Source organism: Brevibacillus sp. M2.1A (assembly GCF_013284355.2).
Taxonomy (GTDB): domain Bacteria; phylum Bacillota; class Bacilli; order Brevibacillales; family Brevibacillaceae; genus Brevibacillus.
In genome coordinates this window covers 5,563,521-5,589,974 of sequence record NZ_JABSUY020000001.1, presented here as the reverse complement: position 1 = coordinate 5,589,974, position 26,454 = coordinate 5,563,521, and the positions used below count along the sequence as shown (strand labels likewise).

General features: G+C 48.4%; 29 protein-coding genes. 20 read left to right on the top strand and 9 right to left on the bottom strand.

What is annotated here, in order from left to right; translation table 11 throughout:
• The first annotated feature begins 106 nt into the window (after positions 1-106).
• From HP567_RS26650 to lipA, 3 genes are all read left to right on the top strand, one after another.
• Complete coding sequence (locus HP567_RS26650; RefSeq protein WP_173610046.1) at positions 107-1,234, top strand: metallophosphoesterase family protein; 1,128 nt, start codon at positions 107-109, stop codon at positions 1,232-1,234.
• Positions 1,231-3,426, top strand: coding sequence for an ATP-binding protein (locus tag HP567_RS26645; RefSeq protein WP_173610047.1), 2,196 nt, complete (start codon positions 1,231-1,233; stop codon positions 3,424-3,426). The genes HP567_RS26650 and HP567_RS26645 overlap by 4 nt, the downstream gene beginning before the upstream one ends.
• A gap of 101 nt (positions 3,427-3,527) precedes the next feature.
• Positions 3,528-4,430, top strand: coding sequence for a lipoyl synthase (lipA, locus tag HP567_RS26640; protein ID WP_173610048.1), 903 nt, complete (start codon positions 3,528-3,530; stop codon positions 4,428-4,430).
• Between the two features lie 68 nt (positions 4,431-4,498).
• Here lipA and HP567_RS26635 read toward each other — a convergent pair whose 3' ends face one another.
• Positions 4,499-5,464: a YhcN/YlaJ family sporulation lipoprotein gene (locus HP567_RS26635; RefSeq protein ID WP_173610049.1), complete on the bottom strand. Its 966-nt coding sequence runs from the start codon at positions 5,462-5,464 to the stop codon at positions 4,499-4,501.
• A 79-nt stretch (positions 5,465-5,543) separates the two neighbouring features.
• Between HP567_RS26635 and HP567_RS26630 the strand changes: the two genes are divergently transcribed.
• Positions 5,544-6,209, top strand: a complete 666-nt coding sequence (locus HP567_RS26630) for a YutD family protein (protein ID WP_173610050.1) — start codon at positions 5,544-5,546, stop codon at positions 6,207-6,209.
• Between the two features lie 78 nt (positions 6,210-6,287).
• Here the strand turns inward: HP567_RS26630 and HP567_RS26625 are convergent, their stop codons facing one another.
• The 3 genes from HP567_RS26625 to glpX all read right to left on the bottom strand — a co-directional run bounded on the left by HP567_RS26625 (position 6,288) and on the right by glpX (position 8,129).
• Positions 6,288-6,719, bottom strand: coding sequence for a hypothetical protein (locus tag HP567_RS26625; protein WP_173610051.1), 432 nt, complete (start codon positions 6,717-6,719; stop codon positions 6,288-6,290).
• 153 nt (positions 6,720-6,872) lie between these two features.
• A complete protein-coding gene (locus HP567_RS26620) occupies positions 6,873-7,142 on the bottom strand; it encodes a DUF3055 domain-containing protein (protein WP_048034538.1) in 270 nt (89 codons plus the stop codon).
• 12 nt (positions 7,143-7,154) lie between these two features.
• On the bottom strand, positions 7,155-8,129 hold the full coding sequence (gene glpX / locus HP567_RS26615; RefSeq protein WP_173610052.1) for a class II fructose-bisphosphatase: 975 nt from the start codon (positions 8,127-8,129) through the stop codon (positions 7,155-7,157).
• Positions 8,130-8,400: 271 nt separating this feature from the next.
• Here glpX and HP567_RS26610 point away from each other — a divergent pair, with 271 nt between their 5' ends.
• The 5 genes from HP567_RS26610 (at position 8,401) to HP567_RS26590 (ending at position 12,684) form a co-directional block, all read left to right on the top strand.
• Positions 8,401-8,835 carry a DUF86 domain-containing protein gene (locus HP567_RS26610; protein WP_173610053.1) on the top strand — a complete coding sequence of 145 codons (435 nt, stop codon included), beginning with the start codon at positions 8,401-8,403 and terminating at the stop codon, positions 8,833-8,835.
• Positions 8,836-8,946: 111 nt separating this feature from the next.
• Complete coding sequence (locus HP567_RS26605) at positions 8,947-9,576, top strand: helix-turn-helix transcriptional regulator (RefSeq protein WP_173610248.1); 630 nt, start codon at positions 8,947-8,949, stop codon at positions 9,574-9,576.
• Positions 9,577-10,012: 436 nt separating this feature from the next.
• Positions 10,013-10,162: a hypothetical protein gene (locus HP567_RS26600; protein ID WP_229088159.1), complete on the top strand. Its 150-nt coding sequence runs from the start codon at positions 10,013-10,015 to the stop codon at positions 10,160-10,162.
• 281 nt (positions 10,163-10,443) lie between these two features.
• Positions 10,444-11,685, top strand: a complete 1,242-nt coding sequence (locus HP567_RS26595) for a DUF4073 domain-containing protein (RefSeq protein WP_173610054.1) — start codon at positions 10,444-10,446, stop codon at positions 11,683-11,685.
• Between the two features lie 219 nt (positions 11,686-11,904).
• The gene (locus HP567_RS26590) at positions 11,905-12,684 is read left to right on the top strand and encodes a TIGR01457 family HAD-type hydrolase (RefSeq protein WP_173610055.1); all 780 of its coding nucleotides are present in this window, start codon (positions 11,905-11,907) and stop codon (positions 12,682-12,684) included.
• On the opposite strand, the gene HP567_RS26585 is transcribed toward HP567_RS26590, so the two are convergent.
• Complete coding sequence (locus HP567_RS26585; RefSeq protein ID WP_173610056.1) at positions 12,679-13,194, bottom strand: phosphatidylglycerophosphatase A family protein; 516 nt, start codon at positions 13,192-13,194, stop codon at positions 12,679-12,681. The two genes, HP567_RS26590 and HP567_RS26585, sit on opposite strands and share 6 nt — an antisense overlap.
• Before the next feature lie 120 nt (positions 13,195-13,314).
• On the opposite strand from HP567_RS26585, the gene HP567_RS26580 reads away from it, so the two are divergent.
• Genes HP567_RS26580 through HP567_RS26570 form a run of 3 tightly spaced genes read left to right on the top strand, consistent with a single transcriptional unit; the run spans position 13,315 to position 16,233 of the window.
• The gene (locus tag HP567_RS26580; RefSeq protein ID WP_173610057.1) at positions 13,315-14,400 is read left to right on the top strand and encodes a hypothetical protein; all 1,086 of its coding nucleotides are present in this window, start codon (positions 13,315-13,317) and stop codon (positions 14,398-14,400) included.
• Entirely contained in the window at positions 14,357-15,316 is a 960-nt protein-coding gene (locus HP567_RS26575; RefSeq protein ID WP_173610058.1) for a 2-hydroxyacid dehydrogenase, read from the top strand. The genes HP567_RS26580 and HP567_RS26575 overlap by 44 nt, the downstream gene beginning before the upstream one ends.
• Positions 15,313-16,233, top strand: coding sequence for an alpha/beta hydrolase (locus HP567_RS26570; RefSeq protein ID WP_173610059.1), 921 nt, complete (start codon positions 15,313-15,315; stop codon positions 16,231-16,233). The genes HP567_RS26575 and HP567_RS26570 overlap by 4 nt, the downstream gene beginning before the upstream one ends.
• Before the next feature lie 51 nt (positions 16,234-16,284).
• Here HP567_RS26570 and HP567_RS26565 read toward each other — a convergent pair whose 3' ends face one another.
• The gene (locus HP567_RS26565; protein ID WP_007715787.1) at positions 16,285-16,512 is read right to left on the bottom strand and encodes a NifU family protein; all 228 of its coding nucleotides are present in this window, start codon (positions 16,510-16,512) and stop codon (positions 16,285-16,287) included.
• A 195-nt stretch (positions 16,513-16,707) separates the two neighbouring features.
• On the opposite strand from HP567_RS26565, the gene cysK reads away from it, so the two are divergent.
• From cysK to HP567_RS26530, 7 genes are all read left to right on the top strand, one after another.
• The gene (gene cysK, locus HP567_RS26560) at positions 16,708-17,631 is read left to right on the top strand and encodes a cysteine synthase A (RefSeq protein ID WP_007715789.1); all 924 of its coding nucleotides are present in this window, start codon (positions 16,708-16,710) and stop codon (positions 17,629-17,631) included.
• A gap of 1 nt (position 17,632) precedes the next feature.
• The gene (locus HP567_RS26555; RefSeq protein WP_047072990.1) at positions 17,633-18,766 is read left to right on the top strand and encodes a bifunctional cystathionine gamma-lyase/homocysteine desulfhydrase; all 1,134 of its coding nucleotides are present in this window, start codon (positions 17,633-17,635) and stop codon (positions 18,764-18,766) included.
• A 29-nt stretch (positions 18,767-18,795) separates the two neighbouring features.
• Entirely contained in the window at positions 18,796-19,131 is a 336-nt protein-coding gene (locus tag HP567_RS26550) for a YuzD family protein (RefSeq protein WP_173610060.1), read from the top strand.
• Positions 19,132-19,426: 295 nt separating this feature from the next.
• Complete coding sequence (locus tag HP567_RS26545; protein WP_173610061.1) at positions 19,427-20,320, top strand: hypothetical protein; 894 nt, start codon at positions 19,427-19,429, stop codon at positions 20,318-20,320.
• Between the two features lie 130 nt (positions 20,321-20,450).
• Positions 20,451-20,792 (top strand): hypothetical protein, encoded by a 342-nt coding sequence (locus HP567_RS26540; protein ID WP_173610062.1) that lies wholly within the window; start codon positions 20,451-20,453, stop codon positions 20,790-20,792.
• Between the two features lie 112 nt (positions 20,793-20,904).
• A complete protein-coding gene (locus tag HP567_RS26535; RefSeq protein WP_173610063.1) occupies positions 20,905-21,810 on the top strand; it encodes an ATP-grasp domain-containing protein in 906 nt (301 codons plus the stop codon).
• A gap of 15 nt (positions 21,811-21,825) precedes the next feature.
• On the top strand, positions 21,826-22,584 hold the full coding sequence (locus tag HP567_RS26530; RefSeq protein WP_173610064.1) for a carbon-nitrogen hydrolase family protein: 759 nt from the start codon (positions 21,826-21,828) through the stop codon (positions 22,582-22,584).
• Between the two features lie 71 nt (positions 22,585-22,655).
• Here the strand turns inward: HP567_RS26530 and HP567_RS26525 are convergent, their stop codons facing one another.
• Both HP567_RS26525 and HP567_RS26520 read right to left on the bottom strand, forming a co-directional pair.
• Complete coding sequence (locus HP567_RS26525) at positions 22,656-23,516, bottom strand: MBL fold metallo-hydrolase (protein WP_229088158.1); 861 nt, start codon at positions 23,514-23,516, stop codon at positions 22,656-22,658.
• A 111-nt stretch (positions 23,517-23,627) separates the two neighbouring features.
• A complete protein-coding gene (locus HP567_RS26520) occupies positions 23,628-24,695 on the bottom strand; it encodes an NAD(P)/FAD-dependent oxidoreductase (protein ID WP_173610065.1) in 1,068 nt (355 codons plus the stop codon).
• A 173-nt stretch (positions 24,696-24,868) separates the two neighbouring features.
• Here HP567_RS26520 and HP567_RS26515 point away from each other — a divergent pair, with 173 nt between their 5' ends.
• Positions 24,869-25,132, top strand: coding sequence for a DUF1450 domain-containing protein (locus HP567_RS26515; RefSeq protein ID WP_047072975.1), 264 nt, complete (start codon positions 24,869-24,871; stop codon positions 25,130-25,132).
• 103 nt (positions 25,133-25,235) lie between these two features.
• Here the strand turns inward: HP567_RS26515 and mqnE are convergent, their stop codons facing one another.
• Complete coding sequence (gene mqnE, locus HP567_RS26510; RefSeq protein WP_047072973.1) at positions 25,236-26,339, bottom strand: aminofutalosine synthase MqnE; 1,104 nt, start codon at positions 26,337-26,339, stop codon at positions 25,236-25,238.
• Positions 26,340-26,454 lie beyond the last annotated feature (115 nt).

The window sequence follows — 26,454 nt, the reverse complement described above, 5'->3', positions numbered from 1 at the left end:
TGGCGGAAGTTTTTTCGTTCTGACAGATGCTTTTCATCCAGCCTTTTCCTCTGTATCATAAAGGGAAAGTATGTTCGTCTGTTTTATGTGAGGAGTGGAATTGATTGTGCTGTCATTTATCCATACAGCGGATGTCCATCTGGATGCGCCGCTTCAAATGTTGGGGGAGCGTTACGAACTGCGTCAGGATGATTTTCGTCAAACGATGAAAAGAATCCGTGACCTCGTTCGCGAAAAGGAAGCAGACTTCTGGCTCATAGCCGGAGATTTGCTGGAATACCACGGAGGAAGACGATCCACTGCGATGTTTTTACGCGATCTTTTTTCCAGCATCGCACCAATCCCTGTCGTGATCGCACCTGGCAATCACGATCCGTGGCGAGCGGATTCGTTTTATCAAACATTGGAATGGCCGGGGAACGTCTACTGGTTTACACCCGAGTGGGGCGTGTATGAATTTCCCGAAAAGTCATGCGTGATCTACGGCTGGGGCTTCGGACAGCCACATGTGTATGAGTCGCCACTCGATACGTTTCCAGGCAAATTGGGAGGGTATGCCCATCATCTGATGGTTTTGCATGCCAGTGTGCTTTCCAATTCAGGAAATGAAGAGCATCATCCGTATGCGCCTGTCACCTTGCAGCAGCTCGTACAGACGGGCATGGACTATGTTGCGATGGGACACATCCACAAGCCGGAACAATTCATGCATCCTGTCAAAAAACAACCGCTTGCCGCTTATCCAGGCTCTCCGGAAGGGCTGACGAGCAAGGAAGCGGGAGAACGACATGTTTTGTATGGAGAACTGGATCATGACGGCAGATTGCAGCTCACGGCGATTCCTGTCCAGTCACGCAAAATTCAAAAGCTGGAAATCAAAGCGAATGGAGTCGAAACGACTGAGCAGCTCATTGATCGGATGGAGGAGCAACTCGCAGAGGAAAAGGATTCCGCTATCATGCACATCACGCTGACAGGGGAACGCGCAGCCCATTTTCAGCCTCCCTTGTCTGTCCTTCAACAGCGATTTTCACGTTTTTTTGTGCTGCAGCTGACAGACCGGACCTGGCCTGATGTAGATGAGGACAAGCTGATCGCAGATGGTGGCGTCTGGGGGAGATGGCTTTCCAAGCTGGCAGAGGCGGAGGCCCGTGCGCAAAATGAGGACGAACGAGAAATCGTCAGGTTAGCGAAGCAAGAGGCTTTGGCTCGGATTGGAGGAACCATTCGATGAAAATGGAGGAGCTAGTGCTAAGGGGCTTCGGAAAATGGCAGGATGCTACCTTCCGTTTTGCTCCAGGCATCAATCTGTTTTATGCCCCGAATGAGTCAGGAAAATCAACCATCCTTCATGGGATATTCGCTGCCTTGTATGGGATGAAGCGCGATTACGTCAAATCGTCGCGATACTTGCCCGAATATGAAAAGTACCGTCCGTGGCAGAGTGGCTCGTATGAAACGATCATTACATACAAATTAGCGGGCAGAACCTATCGTCTGCACCGTCAATTGACGAAGGAACGAGAGGAGGCGCGCCTCTTTTTGGACCCGGAATGGACGGAGCTGACTGATCTTTATTTGGAAGACAGGCGCAAGGAAAGGAATTTTATTGAAAAGCATACGGGCCTTACACGCAGTCTATTTACGGATTTGACGTGGATCAGGAGAGAACCGCTTCAAGCGGCTGAGCATTTGATTCCGACCTTTACGACTGCGGAAGAAGCCAATCCGGCTGTCCAACAAATTTTGGCGGAGCTGGATCGAGAGATTGCCCTCATCGGCAAAAAAGAACGGGCCGAAAATACACTTTTGGGAAAAGCCGCTACGAAGGTGGCGCAAAAAGAGCAGGAGAAGGAAAACGCAAAGGCAGCTTGGCGAACGATCAGCCAACTGACGCTACAAATAGCGGAAGCCACAGAAGAATGCCAGCAATTGGAACTGCGCCGCGAACGATTGCAGCAGCGTCTGGATCGCTCAACTGGACAAGCAAAAGCGTTGCAGGAACGATGGCAACGAAGCTATGCTCCCGTCAGTCAACAAGACTGGTCGTGGTGGGAGCAAACAGCTCGTTCAGAGGACGAGTTGGCCATTCATGAAGAGGCAAGACGAGCTCTCACTCAGGTAAACATGCAGACGGTAACTGTACACCAGGGGGATGACCAGCTCATTCCCTTACAACACGATTATGAAAAAGGAACACAATTGCTCAGACAGCGAGAAGCATTGCATATTCGTTTGGCGACATTGGCTGTATCCGCCCTTTCTTCAAGTCCGCGAAGATCAGCATCACGCAGCACCCGACAAGGCAATCAGGCAAAAAGGAAGCGCGGGGCTGCCCTTATGTGGGGCGGCGCAGGGATATTGTCTGTTCTCGGGTTAATCGGCTTCGTGAGTGGACATCCCATTCTGGGAGGAATTTCTGCGACTGCCGCTTTGTTGCTGTTCGGCTTTGGGGTTTTCTTGTTGCGAGTAGGCGCAAGTACGGGCGGAGCCAAACAGACAGAAGATCATGATGCGGTACAGGAAAGTCAAAGGATACAAGAAGAGATCGCCTCCATCGATGCTGAAATCGCCATACTCGTTCAGAGATGGGGGGCGAGTAATTGGGATACATTTTTGGAAAGACGGGAAGAGCTACTGAAAAGCACAAGCAAACAACAATCTGAGCATCTTCTATCGGAAATGGAGAAAACGAAGCGGGAGGCTGATCTGTCTGCAATCTGGGGTGAGGGACTTCGGAACTTGCTGGATCAGGAAAAAACCGCGCTTGAGACCGAGCAAGGAAAATTACGCATCGAGATAGTGGAGATTGAGGAGAGACTACAGGAGCTGCGAGAACACATGGCCAGAGGACATGGGGAGATGGCGGTTCATGAGAGCCTGTCATTAGCTCGCGCGACAGATGAGCTTGAGGAAGCGCAGGCAGCACTTCGTCAGCTGCAAAATAAGCGAGATGCTCTTCAGCTGGCACGGGAAATGTTGCAGGAGGCAGTAGGGGAATGGCAACGAGATAGCACACCCGCTGTGAATCAGCAGGCTTCGGAGATCATCGGGCATATTACAGGGGGAGCGTATCGGGATGTCAGACTCGATCCGCGTGACGGATTTGCCGTTCGTTTGCTTGATCCGACCAACCAAATGGTGCTCGAACAGGCTCAATGTTCCACTGGGACCGCCGATCAGCTATACCTTGCCCAGCGCTTGGCATTGGTGCATCATGCCAAGCAGTCGGAGCCATTGCCGCTCTTTTTCGATGATCATTTTGTCCATTATGATGAAGAGCGTCTGCATCGAACGCTTGACTATATCGCGATGCTGGCACAAGAACATCAAGTGTTTCTTTTCACCTGTCATGAGCGAGAGCTGCGCATACTTGGGCCATTGCTTCATAAAGGGAACCGCCATGCCGTGCATCGGATCGGGTAATTGTTTCCGGGGGAGGAAAGAGGTTGCCCCTCCGAAATCCAACCTCTATAATGGAGATTGTTATTGTCTTGTACCATGATGTCACATGAGGAGTGAGCCCTATGACGCAACGCAAGCCGGAGTGGCTCAAGATCAACCTTGTTTCAGGATCAGAACTAGCCAGCTTTAAAGAGCTTAAGCAAACCATGCGCACGAAGACGCTACATACCGTTTGTGAAGAAGCAAAATGCCCCAACATTCACGAATGCTGGGCAAGCGGTACAGCAACTTTCATGATTTTGGGTGATATATGTACCCGTGCCTGTCGGTTTTGTGCAGTAAAAACTGGACTACCTACGGAGCTGGATACAGCCGAACCAGAACGTGTAGCAGAAGCAGCCGAACAAATGCGTTTGAAGCATGTCGTTGTGACTTCCGTTGCTCGTGATGATTTGGCAGATGGAGGCGCACAGATTTTTGCCGATACGATCCGTGCGATTCGTCGTCGACTGCCGTTTGCCTCCGTAGAAGTATTGATTCCCGATTTTATGGGGAACTGGGATGCGCTAAAAGTGGTCATGGATGCAAAGCCTGACGTACTAAACCACAACATTGAGGCGGTTCGCCGAATGTCAGATCGCGTACGGGCAAGAGCCAAATACGATCGGACGCTGGAACTGTTGAAAAAGGCGAAGGAATTCCAGCCGAGCATTCCGACGAAGTCCAGTCTGATGATTGGGGTAGGCGAGACGATGGAGGAAATCATCGAAACGATGGATGACCTGCGTGCTGTCGATGTCAACATCATGACGATTGGTCAGTATTTGCAGCCGACCAAGAAGCATTTGAACGTAGAGAAATTTTACCACCCAGATGAATTTGCTCGCTTGAAGGATGAAGGAATGAAGCGTGGTTTTAGCCACGTGGAGTCAGGGCCATTGGTGCGTAGTTCGTATCACGCTCACGAGCAGGCGAGTGCCGCGAAGGAAACGATTGCGAAAGAATCCATGCCGAAAGCGCAATAATAAGTAACCCCCTCAGCCGCCCAATTCGAGCGGAAATGAGGGGGTTTTTTACTACCGGGGGAAGGGCTTTAGCGACTGGTTGTTGCCTTTGCGTTATGAGATGTTCCACCCATACGCTTGACGAGTGTGTCAATGCTTTTCGCATCTTCTGTACGCGCTGTACTCACGTTGCTGGAGCGACTTGCTACACGAGCGATTTCTTGGATGTCATTCGGATTATCGGTGACATACACTTTGTAATAGCGTGGTGACACCGATTCGGCGTTCATTCTTGCCTGTTTTTTCGCTGTGTGCGCATCTGCTCCTTGTGTGTGTAAGCCGACAAAAACTTCTTTGTCCGTTACCAAGACGGTAGAACGCTGTACGCCAGGGCAGCTGGCAGTGACATTTCCTACAGCTTTTGCCAATGCTTCACGGTCTACATAGACGTTGGCGACACTGGCAGTTCTCACATGCTGACGATCCGTCTGCACATAGCCCATGCGTGGCATTCCAGTTTGCATGACACCTGCTCCACCACGGTTTACACCATGCTGCTGATAAATAGAATGGTGTGTACCAGTTGGCGCATTGTAAACACCTGTGGTACCCATACCAGCTTTATGATCCGTAAAGGCATTGTACGGTCTCATTCCACTCGTGTAGGCATTGTAGTTGTTTACATGCGGGTAAGTACCATTTGGATATGCACCATAGTTATACCCAGCATTGTTGGTCAGTCCCATGCCATTGCGGACGTGAAGTCCATCACGAATGCCGTCGTAGTTGCGGACGTGGAGCCCGTCGAAACTAGTGGTTCCAGCACCAGTGGTGTAATTACGATTATGGTGGTACCCGTCAAAGTTCGTCGAGCGCATGCCATCGTAGTTACGGACGTGCATTCCATCAAAATTTCGAACGTGCGGAGCAGACTGGTACGACATCGTCTTGTTCGGATGCGTGTAATTAGGCGCAGCATTGTTGTTACAACCAGAAGCCAAGAGCACAATACCTGCAATTGCAGGATACAACCATGTCTTTTTCAATGGTAACACCCCCTACACGATAGAATGTCCAAAGGTACAGGTCAGTTATCGTGGGAAATTTAGCTCATGTTACGCGAAATATGATAAGATGGACATAGTATACATGCGTAAGGAGGAAGCGAGTTTGATTCGCACGCAAGCCGGTACTTATGAAGTCATGGAAGTAAATCGAGACGGCTGGAACCTTGAAGCGTTCAAGGAGCGCTATAGCGACATCCTCGACAAGTACGATTATATTGTAGGGGACTGGGGCTATGGTCAGCTTCGTCTTCGTGGGTTTTATACTGACGCTAATCGCAAAGTACCGTTCGAGCAGCGGATCGCCGCTTTGGATGAGTACCTGCATGAGTTCTGCAATTTTGGTTGTCCGTACTTCGTTTTGCGCAAGGTAAAAGCAAACGTCGGCAACAGTGACGACCAAAGCGGGCAAGACGAAGCTGGCTTTGATGTCATCATTGATATTCGTCAGGACATTCCTCGTGAAGAGGGTGGCTCTTCGCCTTATGTAGAACGAAAAGAACGCAGACGCTATCACCCGCGTCAAAATAAACAGGATCGCCAGAACAATGCTGGCGCTGATCGCAATGGGGCAGGGAGGAACGAACGCGGGGAGAAGCCAAAGTTCCAAAAGGATCGCCCCGATAAAAACGGTAAGGACTCCAACTCGCGAGAGCGCCGTCCCAATCAATTGAAACCCAATCGTGAACGCGATAAAGTCCCAACAGGACCAAACGCACCGAAGCGCGATTCCTAAAAACGCTAAAAAGAGCCCTGTATGCTAGGGCTCTTTTCGTTTTTCGATTTAATAACCTCCGCCAAAACCTTCAGGGGTTCAAAAACCACCGGGTCCACCGAAACCACCGGGTCCACCGAAGCCACCAGGTCCACCGAAACCACCAGGTCCACCGAAACCACCGGGTCCACCGAAACCGCCGGGTCCACCGAAACCGCCAGGTCCACCAAAACCACCGGGTCCCCAACCAGGCCAGCCCCATGTGGGCCAATAACCAGGCCAGCAAGTACTGCATCCCCACCAAGGATATGGCTGTGGGACGACAACGACCTCAGGACCGCGTCTTCTACGGAAAAAAACTGGATGAGCCTGATCTTCTGGAATGTATTGAAAATCCTGGTCTGCTGAGTAATAAGGTGGCTGGTCATATTGTGCAGGAACAAAGTGGTTTTGATCGTATTCGTTTGAATCATATTGAGTTTGATCGTATTGGTTTTGTTCATAAGTTTGGTCGTATGGATAAGATTGCATGATGCGATTCGCACTCCTCTCGTTATCTGTCTGTGCATCTGTGCAGTAGCAGTATACGAGGCATACGCCTGTAAGGAGCATTGTCCCGCAGGAAATGGGCGGGGGCTTCAAATAAAAAAGGAAGAGCCCGCAATAGCTCTTCCTTTCGGTGAATTAGATAGCTGCTTCCAAAAATGCTTTCAATTCTTCGGCTTCACGCTCATTCAAGTTGAACGCGAATTCCAGATAGCCTTCTTCTTCCAGATCATCATGTCCAATAATAGCGGAGCGTCCATTTTGAATGTTGATGACAATCGCCTTTCCATAAAAACGGTTAGTCGTTGTAATCGCCAGGTCAAAACGAGTAGCTTCGCCCGTGAAGCTGACGAAGCGCGTTCGAGTATCCTCCGCTTCGTCGTACAAGTAGAACAAATCGTTTGCCATATGGGTGTCCCTCTACTTCCATAAAAGATTTGGTTTGTGTTCGGTATTGTGTACAGCGCGGACAAAGCGAATGGTTTTGGTTTGGGCACGCATGACGATCGAGTGAGTTTCCACCATATCATCACCGAGGTAGCGCACGCCTTGCAACAGCTCTCCATCAGAAACGCCTGTTGCTGCAAAAATGGCATCATCGCCTTTTACCAGATCGTTCAGCGTCAAGAGCTGCTCTGGATTGTCGAGCCCCATTTTGATGCAGCGCTCGCGCTCGCTGTCGTTTTGCGGCTTGAGCTGGGCTTGCATGTCGCCACCCAGGCACTTGATCGCTGCGGCACTGATCACACCCTCTGGTGCACCACCGATACCCAAGAACAAGTCAATCCCTGTATGCGGCAGACAGGCAGCAATCGCAGCACCCACATCGCCATCTCCAAAAAGCTTCACTCGCGCACCCTTTTCACGAATGGCGTCAATAATCGCCTGATGGCGGTCGCGTTCCTGAATAATGACCGTCACATCTTGCACGCGCTTGTTGTTTGCTTTTGCTACAACCTCTATCATTTTATCCACGGGATCGTAAAGGTTGATTTGTCCGGCAGCACGTTTGCCGACGGCCATTTTCATCATGTACATGTCTGGTGCATGCAACAGTGTTCCACGGTCCCCGATGGCGATAACAGACATGGCATTGTTGTGACCCTTGGCGACAATCGTCGTTCCTTCCAGCGGGTCAACCGCCACATCTACCTCAGGCCCGCCTGCTTCCGGGTTACCGAGCTTTTCACCGATATAGAGCATGGGGGCCTCATCCAGTTCACCTTCGCCAATAACGACGGTACCCCTCATGTTGATCGTGTCAAACATGGCGCGCATGGCGCTGGTCGCTGCTCCATCTGCTTCATTCTTTTTCCCGCGTCCCATCCAGTGAGAAGAGGCAAGTGCAGCCATTTCCGTTACCCGCACAATTTCCAGAGCCAATTCGCGTTCCACAGTGTGTTCCTCCCCTTATGCTTGCCGACAAAAATTCACCCCATCATTGTAACATAAAGTGAACGATCAAAAAGTCGTCTTTTCAGCACCGAACGTGATTCGTGACAGGTCGTACAAATTTGGTATACTGAGGGATGAAAAGAGGTGAAACCGGTGAGCAATTCCTATTTGCAGGAAGGGGAATTGGTGCTTCTCGTCCTGGTGCTAACATTTGTGTTTACCGTTTACTACTCAAAACGCAAATCAAAAAAGCGAAAGTAAGGAGAAATATATGTACGACGTGAATACAAAACGAATCGACCAAGTATTGGAACATATGTCTCGTATGCTGGATCTGTTGGACAAGCTCAGCGAACGAGGGGCCAAAGCGGTTTTGGCAGATGAAGTAGCTGTTGCAGCGATGGAGCGAGCCCTGCACTTGTCTATCGAAGGAATAGTGGATGTCGGAAATGCACTGATCGATGGATTCATTATGCGAGATCCAGGTAGCTACAGCGACATCGTGGAAATTTTGCGGGATGAGCAAGTCATCACGGATGAACAGGCTTTGATCCTGACGCGTGTGACCGATTTCCGCAAGCATCTGGTCAATGATTATACAAGTGTGCCGGCTAATGAAATGTACAGCCTGGTAGAAGAAGCTGCTGGTACCATTCGTCAGTTTGAGCCACAGGTGAGAGCCTTCTTGAAAAAAGAACTGTTTTAAAAAGTGTTTTCAATCCATCACCAACGTAGCGGATATTTTATACAAAAGACTTTCGTTTGTTTACTAAAACGTCTTCATCCACTACAATAGGGAGAAAGGACGGTGATACGTATGACAAACGAAGGAACGTCCACTCGTGATCAAATCCTGCACATGCTCAAGGTCAAAGGTTCACTCCCTGTCAGCGACATGGCCGTCGAGCTAGGGATTACTGAAATGGCGGTACGGCGTCATTTGAACACCCTGGAGAGAGATAATTTGATCAAGTCTACGCTTGTTCGCCAAGCGATGGGACGCCCAACGAATGTTTATTCATTGTCGCAGGAAGCAGACGAACTGTTCCCGCGCAATTATTCTCATTTGACATTAGATTTTTTACAGGACATAAAGGAAATCGATGGTTTGTCCAAAATCGAAATGCTATTTAGACGCCGCGAGAATCGCTTGGAGGAGAATTATCGCTCCCACATGCAAGGCGACTTGGAAAACCGTGTAGCCAAGCTTGCCGAGCTGCAAAACGATAAAGGCTACATGGTGGAATGGGAAAAGGACGAAAATGGAGACGGCTATCGGATTCAGGAGTTCAATTGCCCAATCTCGCAAGTAGCCCGTGAATTCAACCAAGCGTGTAGCTGTGAGCTTTCCTTGTTCCGTCGGGTTTTGAAAGCCAATGTCGAGCAAACCACGTGCATGGCAAAAGGCGGAGACAAATGCGTGTTTCACATTAAGGAAGCGAAATAAATAGCCATAGCGAAGGTCCACTCAAGTCCGGGTGGATTTTTTCTTTTGTTTACTGGATTTTCCTGATATTGGGAGGATGGTGTAATACATTGGTGGTATTGTAATATGAAATTTAAAAAAGGAAGAAAACACCTCATGAAGAGATCATTCTCCATCATATTTGGTTTATCCCTCATTTTGGCCTCTTGTAGCACAACATCGTCGGAGCCTACGCATAATCAATTCCAAATTACTTTGAGCGACGTATTCAAACATCAACACACATCCTCTGTCTATCAGTTTGAACTTATTACGAAAGAACTCTCCAATGTAAAAGACAAAGAGAGGTTGGCATATTTATCAGGAATGATTGATAGCTATTTGATTCGTGACGTTGTACTGGAATAAAAAAGAATATCTAAAAAAGATTCAGTCATTAGTAAATGAGAATAACCTTATGGAGATCCAAGGGAAACAAGATGAATTCAAGAAACTTAGTGAACTTATGGGGAAAATAAATGATGATCGGCTTTTCAGTAAAGATAAGCAAAAGGTTGATTCATTTAAGAAAGATCTAGAAATTGTTATTCAGGCATTCCCAAAATAAGAAAATGATATTTTATAGAATCAAAAACAAGGGAGGTACAGGATTGGGTTAGGGTCCTGTGCCTTTTTTTCTATAATCAAGCAGGCATTAAGTACCTTTTTTCGTTATTCTCGCAATCTTAATGTTGGTTTAATGTTTTCTTTATGTTGGACATTTATTATTTGTGGTGTAAGAAAACAACCAAACACACATGAAAACAATTGAAAGGTGGAGTGATATCAGGAAAATACTAGAAAACCGGATAGCCGTCTTGACGAAAAACAGATGAGGAGAAATCCGTAATGAAAAAAATGGTATCTAGTATAGCTGCTTCTGCCATTTTGTTGGGTGGAATTCTGCCAGTCGTTGATTCCGCTCATGCAAAAGACAAATTTTCTGAGAAAAAGATGACGATGACATTTGACGTGATCAGTGACATCCAGGGAGACCTCAGAGATTTTAGTCACGTTTTGCAAGACATCGATGAGGAAAATCCAAAGTCCAAAGCGCTAATCATTAACGGTGATATTACTCCTCGCGGTTACGATTTTGAATATCAAGCCGTACAAGATGTGCTCGATAAAAATCCTCATCCTGAAAATGTGTGGTACAGCATCGGTAATCATGAGTTTTATGTGCCGAAGTGGAAGAATCCCCAAACGCTTGCACAAAGTAGCTGGCCAAACGGGACAACGGAAGAAGAGTTGTTCGATAACTTCTACCAATTCAGCGGAGAAGACAAAGTCTATCACCAAAAAGAAATCAACGGATATCCCTTTCTCTTCCTCGGCACAGAAAAATACATGAAATACCACGATCCAAAATTGTGGGATGAAGTATACATGAGTGACGAGCAACTGGATTGGCTGAAAGATAATCTGAAGCGTTATAGCAAGAAGGACAAGAATAAGCCCATTTTTGTATTCTCCCACCATGTGCTCCCGGACAGTATCTCGGGCTCCAGACAAAGTCCATACACGAACGATTACCTGGATGTGGACAAGCTCCTTGACATCTTGAAAGACTATCCGCAAGTTGTTTTCTTCTCAAGCCACACCCATTGGGACCTGAATCTGCCGGACTGGGCAGGCAAAAAGAAAGTCAAAGGCGGAGACAAACGCGGCTTTACCGTCGTAAACACGGCTGGCATTGAAACGGGATGGATGTCAGCAGGTCCAGACGGTGGAGAAAAAGTCACGCCGGATGGAGGGGCTTTCAAGCAAGGGCTGCGCTTGCAGGTGTACGGTAATGATGTCGTCATCCAAGCGTATGACTACCAACACGATAAAGTCATTAAGAAGCTCAGTATCCGTAATGGAAAAATCGAGCAGTTGCCGCCTGATGTACAGGCGGATGATGATAACAATGTGCTTGTCAACGCAACCCAATACATGGAGTACGCAGTTGGGAACCAAAAAAAATGGCGGGATTTTGATCCCGAAAATCCACCGACATTTCCAGGAAACCAGGTCGTGTATGTCCGTCATAAAGGGGAAATGAACCTGGAAGACGGCACGCCAATCATGGTCAAATTCAAGAAATAACGGAACTGCGGTGTATTGTTCGTCATAAGAGGGCCGATCGGGTCCTCTTTTATTTGTGCCCCACTCAACTTCGTTCGAGTATTCATACCAGTAGATGAAGAGCAGCTAGACAAAAAGCAGGGAGCGGTAGAAGGCCGTTTCCTGCTTTTTGCGATAGGAAGGACGAAGGTTTACACTAAGAGAGGAGAGCTTACGACAACAGATGGGAGATGGAACAACGTGAAACAATATAAAGGCTATTTGCTAGATTTGGATGGGACAATTTATCGGGGAAAAGAAGCGATTCCGGGAGCAGCAGCATTCATCACCCACTTAAAAACTCACCAGATCCCGTATTTGTTCCTGACAAATAATTCTTCTGCCTCTGCACAGCACGTCGCAGAACGGCTGGTAGCAATGGGCATAGAGGCACAGGCTCGGGACGTGTATACCACGAGTATGGCGACCGCTACCTATTTACAAGAGCAGGCACCAGCGGGTACACGCGTCTACGTGATTGGAGAGGCAGGCTTGCGTGATCAGCTGACGGATGCAGGCTATGTGGTGACAGAAGAAGATCCGGCTTATGTCATTGTCGGGATTGATCGTGCTTTCACGTATGAAAAGCTGGCGATCGCCGCACGTGCTATCCGTGCAGGAGCAGCTTTTATCGCTACAAATGCAGATGCAGCCCTGCCGACGGATGCTGGTCTGTTCCCTGGCAATGGTTCACTGGTGGCAGCCGTCTCCGTTGCCTCCGCGACCAAACCAATCGTGATTGGCAAACCAGAGTCCATTATCGTCCGTTACGCTCTGAATCAGCTTGGTACTGCTGCGGCTGACACGCTGATCGTCGGGGACAATTTATATACAGACATTGAGGCAGGTGCCAACAGCGGCTTGGACAGCTTGCTCGTTTTGACAGGCTATTCCACCCGCGAAGAAGCAGACCAGCATCACGTTGCGCCAACCCATATTGCGGAAAATTTGCCGGAATGGCAGCAGCGAATCTCCCTATGATTCAGCGCATTCTTCCTGCTGCTTCTGGCGGTGGGCAATGCGGCTGGAGGCAGCTGCTGCGACCGCACCGACGAGATCGTCCAAAAAAGTATGGACACCAAAACGCTTGTCGTTGAGATCAGCGAGTTTGCCGTGCTTCAGCTTGTCTACATAACCGAAGTTGGTGAATCCGATGCTCCCGTACAGGTTGACGATGGCGAGGGCGAGTACCTCGTCTATGCCGTATAGCGGCTCGTCTGTTTCAATAATCGCCTGGAGCGGGGGCAGCAGCTGCTTTTGTTCGGCGAGGATGTCGAGCTGAATCCCGGTCAGCAATGCGTTTTGGACCTCACGTTTTTTCAAGACGGACCCCACACTGTCGAGACACAAGTCCAAGGTGATGTCCGGGATATATTTTGACTGTAGGAACATGACAATTTCAGCAATGTCGTTCAAGCTGACTCCTCGTTTTTCCAACAGCTCAATAACGAAATCCAGACAACTCTCGCTATTTAGTGGATGCTCGCTCATGCTTGTCGCTCCTCCTTTTCGGCATGAATGTATCTAGTATCTGCATACAGATAGGCACCTATCCCGATCTACCGACATACAATGCCAGAAGAGCAGTATGCAAGGAGGGTGAACAACTGTATGGAAGAAAAAGAGCTACTTCAGGAGAAGTACGGTTTTGAACTCCAGGGATATCGCACGTCGGGGGCAAGCAAGATACTGGAAACGGATCGAGGCCTTTACTACATGTTCGAGGCGCCAGCCGGATATAAATACAAAAGCAAGTTTATTGAGAAAGTAAAAACGCATTTAAGCCAACAGCAAAACATTCGCTTGTTAAAGCTGGTGAACACAACAAGTGGGCAGGCTCACATCGTTGATGATGAGCAGCTTTACTATTTATACAGAGGCGTACGAGAGGCGGTTCCTGATAATCCACATTATGCCAGCGGGCAGTCGCTCGCACAGTTCCATCTGGCTACGAGTGATTTTTCATCTGACAAGATGTTTATCCCCTACAGCTCTCTTGGTAACTGGCCCAGCACGTGGCGCAAAAAGCTGCGGAATTTTCATGAGTATCGGGATGAGATGGATGAGGAAAATGTAGAGCTCGCGCCAATGGATGAATATTTGTTGACCTGCTTCACGTACATTACTCAGCTCGGGGAATTATCCGTTCAATATTTGTTGGATGCTGGATACGATAAAGTCGTGAAGGAAACAGCTGGTCTCGGTAAAGTAGCCTACCAAAATTTTGATCAAGGGTATATGCTATGGAAAGAGAAGGATGTACGTCTAATGGCCGGTGAATGGAACTGGGTTCTTGACATGCGTACTCGCGATGTGGGGCAGTGGATCAAAGCCGAGACAAAGCGAAACGGCTGGAATGAAGAGGCTGTATCCAGCTTTCTCGACGGCTACAACAGCGTCTCTGCTCTGCTGCCAGCTGAATATGCCGTGATTTATGCGCTCATGCTCTACCCCGGCAGATTTTTGAAGCTCGTGGAGACTTATATGGAGTTGCCGATAGAAGAGCGCCAGGAAGTCAACATCCAAGCATGGCAAACGCAGTTGGAAGACGAGCTAACCAAAATGGAAGACGGACTTCGAAAGTACCCGCTATTCATTGCCCAGCGTTATGACGTATCCATTCCACAAATTGATTGGTTGTGGAGGAAAAAAGATGATCAAGCAACAAGTTTTCGTAACGAGGAAACTCAATCCTGAAGTGATCGCGATGCTTGAAAAAGTAGCCGAGGTCGAGCAATGGACAAAAAATGCGCCGATCCCGCGTGAGTTGTTGCTGGAAAAGATTAAACATGTAGATGCCGTCTTGACCATGCTGACAGAACGAGTGGACGAAGAATTTTTGGCAAGTACAAAACGACTCCGTATCGTGGCAAACATGGCTGTCGGTTACGACAATATTGATTTGGAAGCGTGCAGACGACACGAGGTCATCGTAACCAACACGCCTGATGTGCTGACAGAGTCTACAGCCGATTTGGCTTTCGCTTTACTGATGGCGACAGGCCGCCGATTGACGGAAGCCAACCGATTTTTATTGCAGGGGGAATGGACATCGTGGAGTCCGACCCTCATGGCTGGGCAAAATGTATATGGTTCGACTCTGGGGATTATCGGGATGGGGCGAATTGGAGAAGCTGTGGCGAGACGCGCCAAAGGATTTGGCATGCGAATCTTGTATCACAACCGGAATCGCAAAACGCAGGCTGAGCAAGAGACAGGAGCACGGTATGCCGATTTGGCGGAGCTTCTGCAAGAGTCCGATTATGTCGTTCTGCTTACACCGCTGACAGAGGACACGCGCATGTTGATGGGGGAAAAACAGTTTTCGCTCATGAAAGGAACCGCTGTGTTTATCAATGTTTCTCGCGGTGGGACAGTCGATGAGTCCGCACTGTATCAGGCGTTGGTAGATAAAAAAATATGGGCGGCTGGCCTGGACGTTTTTGCGGTCGAGCCTGTCCCGATGGATAACCCGCTTTTGCAACTGCCGAATGTAGTCGCCTTGCCACATATCGGTAGTGCAACTGTGCAAACAAGGGCGGAGATGGCGAGGCTGGCTGCTGCTAACATCGTAGAGGTGCTAAGTGGAAGGGGACCACTGACTGCGGTATGACCACGTTCTTTGTTTTGATTTCAGGACTCTTCGTGCTTCTCTTGATTGCAGCAGTAGCCGTTTCGTTTCACGTAACCTGGCGCTTGACGCATCCTGTACGAAAACCGATTCACATGGAACCCAAAGACTTTGGAATCGAACAGGTGGAGCCTGTTGTTTTTTCGAGCAGGGAAACGACGATTTCGTTGGCTGGATGGTACGTGTCGGCAGAAAAAAATGGGCAGGTTTCAAATGGAAGTACGCTGGTCTTTGCTCACGGGTACAGTCAAAACAGATTAGAGCCACATCTGCCTGCTTTGTCACTAGCTGCAAAACTGGTTCAGGCCGGCTTTGATGTTTTGATGTTCGACTTTCGCAATGCGGGAGAGTCCAGCAAAGCACTGACTACAATTGGTCTTCGAGAACAGCAAGATCTCCTTGGGGCCATCGATTTTGCAGCAGCGAAGAAGCCGGAGCACAGACTCGGTCTCGTCGGATTTTCTATGGGCGCGGCAACCTCTTTGATGGTTGGTGGAGTGGATGAACGCATCACAGCAATTGTGGCAGATTCACCGTTCTATTCCTTGCGTGAATACTTGACTGAAAACTTGCCGCAGTGGACGGGCCTGCCCCGGTTTCCATTCAACTGGCTCATTCTGACCTTGTGCCCCGTTTTGCTCGGAGCCAATCCGCGAGACGTCAATCCGTATCAGGCAGTCCAGCAAGCGAGAAAACCGATTCTTTTTATACACGGGACAGGCGATACGACGATTCCTATGGTAAACAGCGAACGACTGTATGAGCTGACCCAAGACGACGATTCCGAGATTTGGATCGTACCGCGGGCGGGTCACGTCCGCAGTTATGCGTTAGTTCCTGAAGAGTATGAGAATCGTGTCATTGCCTTTTTGGAAAAAGGAATGGGAAAGGGAAAATGAAAAAAGCAGCTACGCGGTTGCTGTAGCTGCTTTCATGTCGATGTGACTGGATTAGAATACTTGTTGAACTTCTTTGATGCCTGGTATTTCTTCCACCAGTGCACGCTCGATTCCTGCTTTCAGGGTGATGGTAGAGGAAGGGCAGCTACCGCAAGCACCCATCAGGCGCAGCTTCACGATGCCATCTTCTACATCAACGAGTTGTACATCTCCGCCGTCACGTTGCAGGTAAGGGCGCAGTTTATCGAGAACTTCTTGTACTTGATCCATGATATCCATGTTACATTCACTCCTTTCCAACCTCTCCTTTATTATAATCATACCATGGTGAGAAATCCATGGCTTACATGCCCTGTTGACACTTTGAAGTTCAGTTGGCACACCGAAGTTTAGCAGCATGGACTTTTTGTAATCTTTGCATGTTATAATGAAAAAGAAAGAAGCAAGTACTTCAATATAAGGAGTCAGATCTTCGTGAACGTATTTCGCAATGTGAAGGAACTGATTGGTAATACGCCGATCGTCGAAATTACTCAATTTGAGCTTCCAGAGGGTGTCCGCTTGTTCGCCAAGCTGGAATATTTTAACCCGGGGGGCAGCGTAAAAGACAGACTGGGCATGGAGCTGATTCGTGCCGCAGAAGAGAACGGCCAATTGGCCCCAGGTGGTACCATTATTGAACCGACAGCAGGAAATACAGGAATTGGTGTAGCGCTGGCCGCTGTAGGAACTGGTTATAAAGTCATTTTCTGCGTACCAGCGAAGTTTTCCGAAGAAAAACAAGAGCTGATGCGCGCCCTCGGAGCAGAAGTCGTCAATACACCGACAGAGCTGGGGATTAAGGGTGCAATTGCGAAGGCAAAAGAACTCGCAGAATCGATTCCAGGTGCTTTTGTTCCACAGCAATTTGCTAACCCGGCAAATCCAGACGCACACTACAAAACAACAGGTCCGGAAATTTGGAGTCAAATGGACGGACAAGTAAACGTATTTGTGGCAGGCGCGGGTTCTGGCGGTACTTTCATGGGGGCTGCTCGCTACTTGAAAGAACAAAACCCAAACGTAAAAACGGTCATTGTCGAGCCAGAAGGTTCCATCTTGAATGGGGGAGAATCCGGCCCGCATAAAACAGAAGGGATCGGCATGGAGTTTTTGCCTCCGTTCATGGATACGAGCTACTTCAACGCCATTCACACGATTCTCGATGTGGAAGCATTCGATCTGGTCAAGCAGTTGGCTGCCAAGGAAGGCTTGCTAGTAGGCAGCTCCTCAGGTGCAGCCATGGCAGCGGCATTGCGCGAAGCAAGAGAAGCAGCTCCAGGGACGAATATCGTTACACTGTTTGCCGACGGCAGCGAACGTTATCTAAGCAAGAAAATTTACCAGGGAGGAATTTAAGATGCGTATCAAAACTCGTCTGATCCACGGCGGAATCGATGGAGATCCACATACAGGAGCCGTATCCGTTCCAATTTACCAGGTAAGTACGTATAAACAGGAAGCCATTGGCGTTCACAAGGGCTTTGAATACTCCCGTACCGGGAATCCGACCCGTCACGCATTGGAAACATACATCGCCGAAATCGAAGGCGGCGCACGCGGCTTTGCATTTGGTTCTGGTATGGCGGCACTCTCTACCATCCTCTCCATGTTCAACAAAGGTGACCATCTCGTGGTAGGTGACGATGTATACGGTGGTACTTACCGCGTCGTTACACGCGTATTCTCCCGTATGGGTCTGGAAGCAACCTACGTAGATACGAGCGATCTGGCAGCAGTAGAGGCGGCAATTCGCCCGGAAACCAAAGCAATCATCATGGAAACACCGACAAACCCTCTGCTGAAAGTGAGCGACATCAGCGCGCTGGCAGGCATCGCGAAAGCAAAAGGCGTGCTTCTCGTGGTAGACAACACGTTCATGACGCCATACTGGCAAAATCCGCTGGATCTCGGTGCTGACATCGTGTTCCACAGCGCAACGAAATATTTGGGTGGACATAGCGACGTAGTAGCAGGTCTGGTCGTAGCAAAAGATGCGCAAGTGGGCGAAGACCTCCATTTTGTACAAAATGCAATCGGCGGTGTGCTTGGACCACAAGATTCTTGGCTCTTGCTCCGCGGTATGAAGACGCTGGGTATTCGAATGGAAGAGCATGAGCACAATGCTCGTACGCTGGCAAAATGGCTGTCTGAGCGCAGCGACATCAAACGCGTCATTTATCCTGGTTTGTCTAGCCATTCCGGTCATGAGCTGATTAAAAAACAAGCGCGTGGATTTGGTGGCATGATTTCCTTCGACGTAGGCAGCGCAGAGCGTGCTGACGAAGTGTTGGCAAAGGTAAAATACTACACGCTGGCAGAATCGCTGGGTGCGGTGGAGAGCTTGATCAGCGTACCTGCACGCATGACACATGCTTCTATCCCGGCAGAGCGTCGTGCTGAGCTGGGCATTACGGATGGCCTGGTGCGCATCTCTGTTGGTATTGAAGATGTTCAGGACTTGATCGAGGACCTCGACCAAGCATTGTCCTAAGCTAGCTGACCCGGGGGAGGGCGGATATAGTGACTGTCGATATCAAGGTTTTTGGGACAGAGCAATTGTGCGCGAGCTGCGTCAAATTGCCATCTGCAAAGGAAACAGCCGAGTGGCTGGAGGCGGCACTCTCTCGCAAGTATGGGAGTGACAGCATCCGCATCGTTTATAGTGACTTTCAACAGCCGCAGACAGACGATGACAAAAGCTGGGCGAATCGCATTATCGAGGAAGATTTATGGTATCCGCTTGTCGTAATTTCCGGGGAAATTGTCGGTGAGGGAAATCCGAAATTAAAGGATATCTATGAAAAGCTGGAGAGCATGGGCGTGCAGCCGATTGCTTCGACAGCAGATGCCGAATAACAGCATAAGAGCAATGACAATTATCTTTTACAGCGACCAGATGCATGAGCCTGGTCGCTTTTTTCAATTGCGTATGGGACTGGAGCCGCGATCTCATCCACCAAAAGCAAAAAATCGTAGATGCCGTCTATCAAGCGGTCAGACAGCAATACCAAAAGTGTGCTGGATAACGACAAATAACGTGCTGTTTACTTTTTGTATATCATTCGTAAACATTCTGTAACGAACTAGAGCAGGCTTCGTCCTATAGTAGTAAATGTAACCAATAACTTACCATCTAGTGGAGGCCATAACGATGAATAAAAAATGGATGAAGCCTGTTACATATTTGCTGCTCGCAGGAGTTGTAGGCGTTACTGGATTTTCTGCAATGAATACACAAGTAGCTCACGCAGACTCTGAAAAAGGAAAGCTGTTCTCTGCCGCAACTGAATTGAAGCTCGCGAAAAACACCTATGTGATCGATCAAAAAACGGCTGACGTGAATGGCGATAAGAAGGATGATGTCGTATATCTGATTGGTGAAAAAGAAAAAGCGGATGACATCTATTCCTCCAATATGAACATTGTAGTGAAAGACGGAAAATCAGGCGCTTATAGCCAAACCGATATCAAAGAGCTGGGCGGCTATGAAGGCGAGCTGACTCTCGTAGACTTCACGGGTGATCATGTTGCGGATGCTTTCGTGAAAACAGCGACTGGCGGAAGCGGCGGTGTCTACAATCACGTAATCGCTACCTTTGAAAACAGCAAACCAGCCGTGATTTTTGGTGAAAAGGAAAACGAAGGAATTCGTTACGAGGGGAAATTCGTAGATGGCTTTAAAGTAGAGGGCAAAGGCTCCCACCTGGATAAGCCCCTGACGCTTGACGTAAGTGCGAACCAGGATGTATACGTAGCTGCCAAGCTGTATGACAAAGCAGGCAAAGTGCAGCCAACAGAAGATGCTGTTTCTGTATTCTCCTATCCATTCGGCTCTTTGACTCCAGTCGATATGGATGCGAACGGCACATTTGAGCTCGTCGGGGAGCAACGACTTGTAGGGATGAACAACACAGATACCGTTTCCCGCATCAATTCCGTATGGGGCTACCAAGGGGAAGGCAAATGGAATCCATGGGAAGTAGAGTATTCTACTTTCTTGAAAAAACACCCGGGTGAAGCGATCAACACGATAATTGAAAAATAATAATGGCAGAGCTTGACCGCAGCCTCCTATAAAAAAGGAGGCTGTTTTTCGTTGCCAGCGAATGGTTCTGCCAACGGACTTTTCCTCATAAGGATTTTGGGTACAGGGGTAACTAAAGGAGGAAAAGCGGATGGACCAACCGATTGCTCGCTACTACGAGTTGAAGGAAATTCAGAAGCAGGTAGAGGAAGAGTTGAACGAGCTGCGGAGTAAACTGATTGAAGCTTACAGCGAAGCAGGCAGCGCAGAAGAAGGCGAATACAAGCTGCTGATCTCCTATCAGGAGCGGCGAGAATACAACGATGATCGCCTTTACAACGCCTTGCCCGATCCTTCGCTTTGGCGCCTCATGTCGAAGGCGGATACCGGGAAAATTTCGAGCTTGCTCAAGCTGAATGTCATTCAAGAGAAGATACTGGCAGACACCTTTGAACCGAAAAAAGTGCCTGTTTTACGTGTCCAAAAGAGATAAAATAGCAAGATGAGAAAACCGTCAGGATTAGTCTTGACGGTTTTTACGTTCAAAGAGTTATCTTGTATAATGGGATGATATTTCCAATTTTTCTGAGAGGAGGATCGTGCAGATGAAAGTCCTATTTTGCGGTCAACCATTTCAAGAAAACAAAGTCGATGAAACCTATGAATATGAGTATACGTGCGCAAAACAACTCGGCTTGGACATTCATCTGATCAGCTTGGAACAACTGATATACCAGGACAACCCGTTAGGGGCAGTGAAACAAATCCAACCCTCTCCTGAAAAAGTAACGGCTATCTACAGGGGATGGATGCTAAAGCCGTTCCTGTACCAAAAATTGTACGACGCGCTGCTAGCCAAAAATATAGAGTTAATCAATACACCCGAAAAGTACGTGCATTGCCATTACCTGCCTGAATCTTATGAGATCATCAAAGATTTCACCCCGCTGTCGGTCTGGCTGCACAAAGAAGAGATAGACGCGTCATTTGAAAACGTGTATCGGATTGTAAAGAGATTTGGACAGGCTCCGATCATGATCAAAGATTTTGTGAAATCTCGAAAACACGATTGGAATGAGGCCTGCTATATTCCCGATGCCTCCGATAATGAAAAGGTACAGAAAGTGACAAGCCGATTTTTGGAGCTGCAACAGGATGAGTTGAATGAGGGAGTCGTCTTTCGAGAATTTCTGAAGCTTCAATTTTTGACCCATCACTCGCAGAGCAACATGCCATTATCCCAGGAATATCGCGTTTTCTTTTTGGATGGTGAACCCATGTACATGGAAAATTACTGGGAGGAAGGACAATATGACGAAACGCTGCCAGATCTCAAGCCATTTTTAGAGGTAGCGAAAAAAATCAAGAGCCGCTTTTTTACTATGGATATCGCCAAGCTGGAAAATGGCTCGTGGACCATCCTTGAGCTAGGGGATGCACAGGTGTCTGCTCTGCCTGAACAGGCTGATAGATTTGAATTTTTCACGAGGTTAAAAAGAAATTTTCTATAGAAAGAGGGATTTCCCATGAAAATAGGCCTGGCTCAGACGAGGTTCCCCCAATCAGCGGCGGAGGGGCTTGCAATCATTAAGCAGCAGATGATAAATGCTGCGCAAAACAATTGCGATCTGATTTGCTTTCCTGAATCGATGATTCCGGGGCTGCGCGGTGTTGGCTATGAAGTGGAAGCATACGATCATGAGGTACAACGGAGAGCTTTGGAAGAGATTCGTGCTCTGGCGAAGGAACGCCAGCTCGCCGTCATTTTACCGATGGAATGGAAGGATGAGCGCGGCTATCATCTAGTCGCCTTTGTGGTGGGGAAACAGGGAGAAGACCTTGGGCTGCAAATAAAAAATCAGATCGATCCAGATGAGGATCAGTTTGACTATATTCCCGGCGAAGGGCGGCAAATGTTTACGATAGAGGATGTGGCGTTTGGCATTGTCATTTGCCATGAAGGATGGCGATATCCAGAGACGGTACGGTGGGCGGCACGCCGTGGGGCGAGCATCGTTTTCCATCCGATGTTTACAGGAGAAGTCAGCAATCCCGATTTTTACAACGGGGCAATGGTTTGCCGAAGCTTGGAAAACAACATCTACTTCGCCAGTGTGAACTACGCGATTCCAAATCAACAAGTGACGACAGCTTTGATCTCACCGACCGGGGAACGGCTTTGTGTGGCGGTTTCAGGGAGCGAAGAGCTGCTTGTGTTCGAGATTGATCCTGCGAAAGCTACGCGATTATTGGCCCAGCGATTCCAGCCCAGGTTGGTTGAGTAGGAAAAGGCATCTTCTTACCAACCATAAAAAGCTGACGTCCATACGATCCCGACGTCAGCTTTTGTACCAGTCTACATCTCCATATCCACGTATCGTCCATACTTGGGAACAGCTATCCGATCAAACTCAGCAACCAATTGGACCAATCCATCGGCCAATTCCTGGCCATACATAGGTGGACCGTGACCAGTGATTGCATACGCAGGGGCGAGATTGGCAAGCTTTTCGACGGATTGCCAAGCTGCCTGCCAATCGGTTGTCAAATAAACAGGGGGACCGGTCAATTGCTGTTGCTGAGTCACGACTTGATACAACGAATCCTGCTTTACCGTAACAAAAGCGTCTCCTGCGAGAAGAGTTCTGTCTTCATCACGAAAGAACGAAATGTGCCCGGGCGAATGTCCAGGCGTATGTATCCAGCGCCATCCAGGCATTCCGGGAACACTCCCGTCTTCGGGCAAAGGATGAACATGGCTGCCCAAATCGATTGGTTCATTTGGAAACAACGGTGATATCTTCGCAAGCAGCCCGCCCTCAACCGTTCCATCTGGCTCCGGATAGTATTTTTGACCTGTCAAATAAGGGATTTCAAGCGAATGGGCATAGACGGGAACCCTCCACACTTTTACGAGCTCGACGACTGCCCCGACATGATCGAAATGACCGTGAGTGAGCAGGATGGCTCTTGGCTTTGCTTCTTCACCAAAGCGCTCCCGGGCAATCTCGATGATTTGTTCCGCCGATTGCGGCATCCCCGCATCTATCAGAACCCATGAATGTGAACCTCCGACCAGCGCGATGTTCACAATTTGAATGGTGTAGCATGCTACATCTGATCTGACTGTCTCTTCGACTCCACTTCGAAAGGAAGTCATCGGCATGTAGTTGTCAGCCAGCGTATCATTCATATCCTCATATGTGCTTGATTCCACTAAAAAAACCTCCAAGCTGGTTATTACGGTCTACGATATTATGCCGATTCAGCTTGGAGATTATATACAAAAAGAAAACCTGTTAGACCATCCGGCCAACAGGCTTGTACACTATCCCATATGCTTTTTGTACATCCATAGCTGACCGCTCTTGATGACACGAGCCATCTGACCGACCAGAGACATTTTCCCCATGCTGGCAAAGCCTTCCTTTTTGCCGAGGGAACCGAGGAAGCCTTTGTGCTTGAGAACAGGCAATGAGGCTGGATACTCCTCACCTTTGATGTCTTTTTTCAACATCAGGGCAATTTGATCGCCTTGGATCTCAGCTGTTTGTGCGCTCGGCGCAATGATGGTGCTTGCGCAGTCGCCTACCACATACACGTTCGTATGGGATGGGATTTGATGATACTGATTTAGTTTGGCGCGTCCGATGTTGTCTGTTTCGATCGGCAGAGAGCGCACGATTTTGTTCGCTTGAATACCTGCTGTCCATACGATAACATCACTTTCAACAGGCTGGTTGTGGTTGTACACGATCCCTTGCTCGATACCAGTGACATTCGCCATGGAAACAAGCTGTACATCGTGCTCAATAAACCATTGAGAAGCATATTCCTGAAGTTTTTTCGGGAATGGGCTCAAAATGCTTTGACCGCGGTCGATGATGCGTACATTCAGGTCGGGACGGCTCTCGCGCAGCTCAGCAGCCATTTCCACCCCGGAAAGACCACCGCCTACAACGCTAACCGTGCCGTATGGGTTCACATTATTGATTGCCATGTATGTGTTGCGAGTAGCTCCCATGGTTTGAATCGAACACGTAAATTGATCAGCACCAGGGATATCATGGTAACGATCCTCACAACCCAATCCGATTACAAGCCAGTCGTAGGAGAGGGTGTCCCCGTTAGCAAAATTGACGACCTGCTCGTCCAATTCCACGCCAGCAATTTCTCCGTATTTGACGGTCAGGCGTGGATCATTTGGAAAAGTAACACGCAGGTGGGATTCCGGTGTAGTACCTGCCGCCAGAGCGTAATACTCTGTTTTCAAGCCATGAAACGGCATACGGTCTACGAGGGTTATAAATACGTCATCTGGTAAATCAGGGGACAGGACTCGCTCAATAATACGAAGACCCCCGTATCCTCCTCCAAGGATCACAAGTCGTTTCATAGAAGGTCTAGTCCTTTCTTCTGTCCGTTTTTTACAGCACCCACTCTATTTTTAGTCTCTTTCACTAAAAATGCAAGCAGAATCTTTTTCCCGTTTTCTCCGCTGGATTTTTATCAAAGTCGCGGTACAATAAAGTACGTGATGATGTCGAAATAATCGGTAGGTGACAATAGATGAAACCACTAGTAGAATTTTGCGCGAGCAATGTTTCCTCTTATACGCAATCCGTCGTGGATGCATTGGAAAATGATCCTGATCTGGATGTGGACGTACTCGAGTACGGCTGTCTAGGGTATTGCGGTGAATGCTACATGGAACCATTCGCGCTTGTAAACGGCACATTGGTACAAGCTCCAACAGCGGATGAATTACTGGTGAAAATCAAGAATAAATTACGGGAGGAAGAAGAACTGCTGGATGCAGATTTTCCTCTGTAGATTGTTCTCTTAGGATGTTCATCGGGGAGCATGATCAACCGTGCACGTATCAAAATAGTAAAGCTGATGCCCAAGTGATTTGGAGCATCAGCTTTTTTATGGATTAATGTTCTTTGATCACGTTGTAGAAGGTATCGCGTTCCAGGGCGCGTTTTCCTGCGCCTTTGATCAACCAAACCAACTCATCTACTGTCAGAGCCTGCTGGGTAAGTGCACCGGCTGAGTGGCTGATTCGCTCCTCGATCAAGGTTCCGTGAGCATCGGAAATTCCCATTTGCAGAGAAAGCTGTGTGAGCTGGGTACCGATGTTGATGAAGTATGCTTTGATATGTTGGAAGTTATCGAGCATCAGACGGCTGATTGCCATTGTTTTCAAATCATCAATGGCAGAGTTGCGGCGTTTGATGCCAGCTGTTGCTTTGATCGGTTGAACAGCCAATGGAATGAAAACCATGAAGCCGTTTGTGTCATCTTGCAGCTCGCGCAGGCGGAGCATGTGAATCACGCGCTCTTCCAACGTCTCAATGGAGCCGTACAGCATGGTGGTATGTGTTTTCAAGCCCAACTCATGAGCCGTGCGGTGTACTTGCAGGTACATGTCTGTGCTTGCTTTTTCCGGGCTCATTTTCATACGATAGCGCTCAGTCAAAATTTCAGCGCCACCACCAGTAAGACTTTGCAGACCAGCTTTCATCAGCTCTTGCAAAACCTCGCGGATGGATAGACCGGAAATACGGGAGAAGAACTCGATCTCAGCACCTGTATACGATTTAATCGTCACATCCGGGTACGCTTTTCTCAAGGTACGAAGGGTGTCGAGGTAGTATTCAAATGGCTTGTGCTGGTTATGTCCGCCAACGATATGGAATTCACGGATACCCGGATGGAAGCGCGTTTCTACATAATGAAGCAACTCTTCCATGCTCATCGTGTAGGCACCTTCATCCCCTTCATCGCGGCGGAAGCCACAGAATTTGCAATGAGCTTCACATACGTTGGTTGGGTTGATGTACAGATTTTGCAAAAAGTAAACGTTATCCTGATTCTTGCGATAGTTAACAACGTTAGCCAATTGTCCAATCGTCAAAAGATCGTTGGAATTAAAAAGGGTGACACCGTCTTCCAAGGTAAGTCTTTCGCCATGCATAACTTTTTCTGCAATTCCGGCGAGAGATTTGTCTTGTATGGCAATCGTTTCAAGCGCCATTCCAAACACTTCCTTTCAAAGTCAATGGTTCTTAGATGAAAGAGCTTTAATCCAGTCGTACCCAATCGATATTCGTTCCATGGGAGTGGATAAGCTCTTAGGAATAAAGCGAATC

Bases quoted from the DNA above. Each gene is read 5' to 3' on its own strand.
- HP567_RS26565 (WP_007715787.1), bottom strand. From the start codon at position 16,512: ATGGATATCATGGATCAAGTACAAGAAGTTCTCGATAAACTGCGCCCT.
- HP567_RS26570 (WP_173610059.1), top strand. From the start codon at position 15,313: ATGACCACGTTCTTTGTTTTGATTTCAGGACTCTTCGTGCTTCTCTTG.
- HP567_RS26535 (WP_173610063.1), top strand. From the start codon at position 20,905: ATGAAAGTCCTATTTTGCGGTCAACCATTTCAAGAAAACAAAGTCGAT.
- HP567_RS26520 (WP_173610065.1), bottom strand. From the start codon at position 24,695: ATGAAACGACTTGTGATCCTTGGAGGAGGATACGGGGGTCTTCGTATT.
- HP567_RS26585 (WP_173610056.1), bottom strand. From the start codon at position 13,194: ATGAGCGAGCATCCACTAAATAGCGAGAGTTGTCTGGATTTCGTTATT.
- HP567_RS26600 (WP_229088159.1), top strand. From the start codon at position 10,013: ATGGAGATCCAAGGGAAACAAGATGAATTCAAGAAACTTAGTGAACTT.
- HP567_RS26515 (WP_047072975.1), top strand. From the start codon at position 24,869: ATGAAACCACTAGTAGAATTTTGCGCGAGCAATGTTTCCTCTTATACG.
- HP567_RS26630 (WP_173610050.1), top strand. From the start codon at position 5,544: ATGGACATAGTATACATGCGTAAGGAGGAAGCGAGTTTGATTCGCACG.
- HP567_RS26555 (WP_047072990.1), top strand. From the start codon at position 17,633: ATGCGTATCAAAACTCGTCTGATCCACGGCGGAATCGATGGAGATCCA.
- HP567_RS26545 (WP_173610061.1), top strand. From the start codon at position 19,427: ATGAATAAAAAATGGATGAAGCCTGTTACATATTTGCTGCTCGCAGGA.
- HP567_RS26605 (WP_173610248.1), top strand. From the start codon at position 8,947: ATGACAAACGAAGGAACGTCCACTCGTGATCAAATCCTGCACATGCTC.
- lipA (WP_173610048.1), top strand. From the start codon at position 3,528: ATGACGCAACGCAAGCCGGAGTGGCTCAAGATCAACCTTGTTTCAGGA.
- HP567_RS26595 (WP_173610054.1), top strand. From the start codon at position 10,444: ATGAAAAAAATGGTATCTAGTATAGCTGCTTCTGCCATTTTGTTGGGT.
- HP567_RS26530 (WP_173610064.1), top strand. From the start codon at position 21,826: ATGAAAATAGGCCTGGCTCAGACGAGGTTCCCCCAATCAGCGGCGGAG.
- HP567_RS26610 (WP_173610053.1), top strand. From the start codon at position 8,401: ATGTACGACGTGAATACAAAACGAATCGACCAAGTATTGGAACATATG.
- HP567_RS26625 (WP_173610051.1), bottom strand. From the start codon at position 6,719: ATGCAATCTTATCCATACGACCAAACTTATGAACAAAACCAATACGAT.
- HP567_RS26645 (WP_173610047.1), top strand. From the start codon at position 1,231: ATGAAAATGGAGGAGCTAGTGCTAAGGGGCTTCGGAAAATGGCAGGAT.
- mqnE (WP_047072973.1), bottom strand. From the start codon at position 26,339: ATGGCGCTTGAAACGATTGCCATACAAGACAAATCTCTCGCCGGAATT.
- HP567_RS26540 (WP_173610062.1), top strand. From the start codon at position 20,451: ATGGACCAACCGATTGCTCGCTACTACGAGTTGAAGGAAATTCAGAAG.
- HP567_RS26620 (WP_048034538.1), bottom strand. From the start codon at position 7,142: ATGGCAAACGATTTGTTCTACTTGTACGACGAAGCGGAGGATACTCGA.
- HP567_RS26575 (WP_173610058.1), top strand. From the start codon at position 14,357: ATGATCAAGCAACAAGTTTTCGTAACGAGGAAACTCAATCCTGAAGTG.
- HP567_RS26580 (WP_173610057.1), top strand. From the start codon at position 13,315: ATGGAAGAAAAAGAGCTACTTCAGGAGAAGTACGGTTTTGAACTCCAG.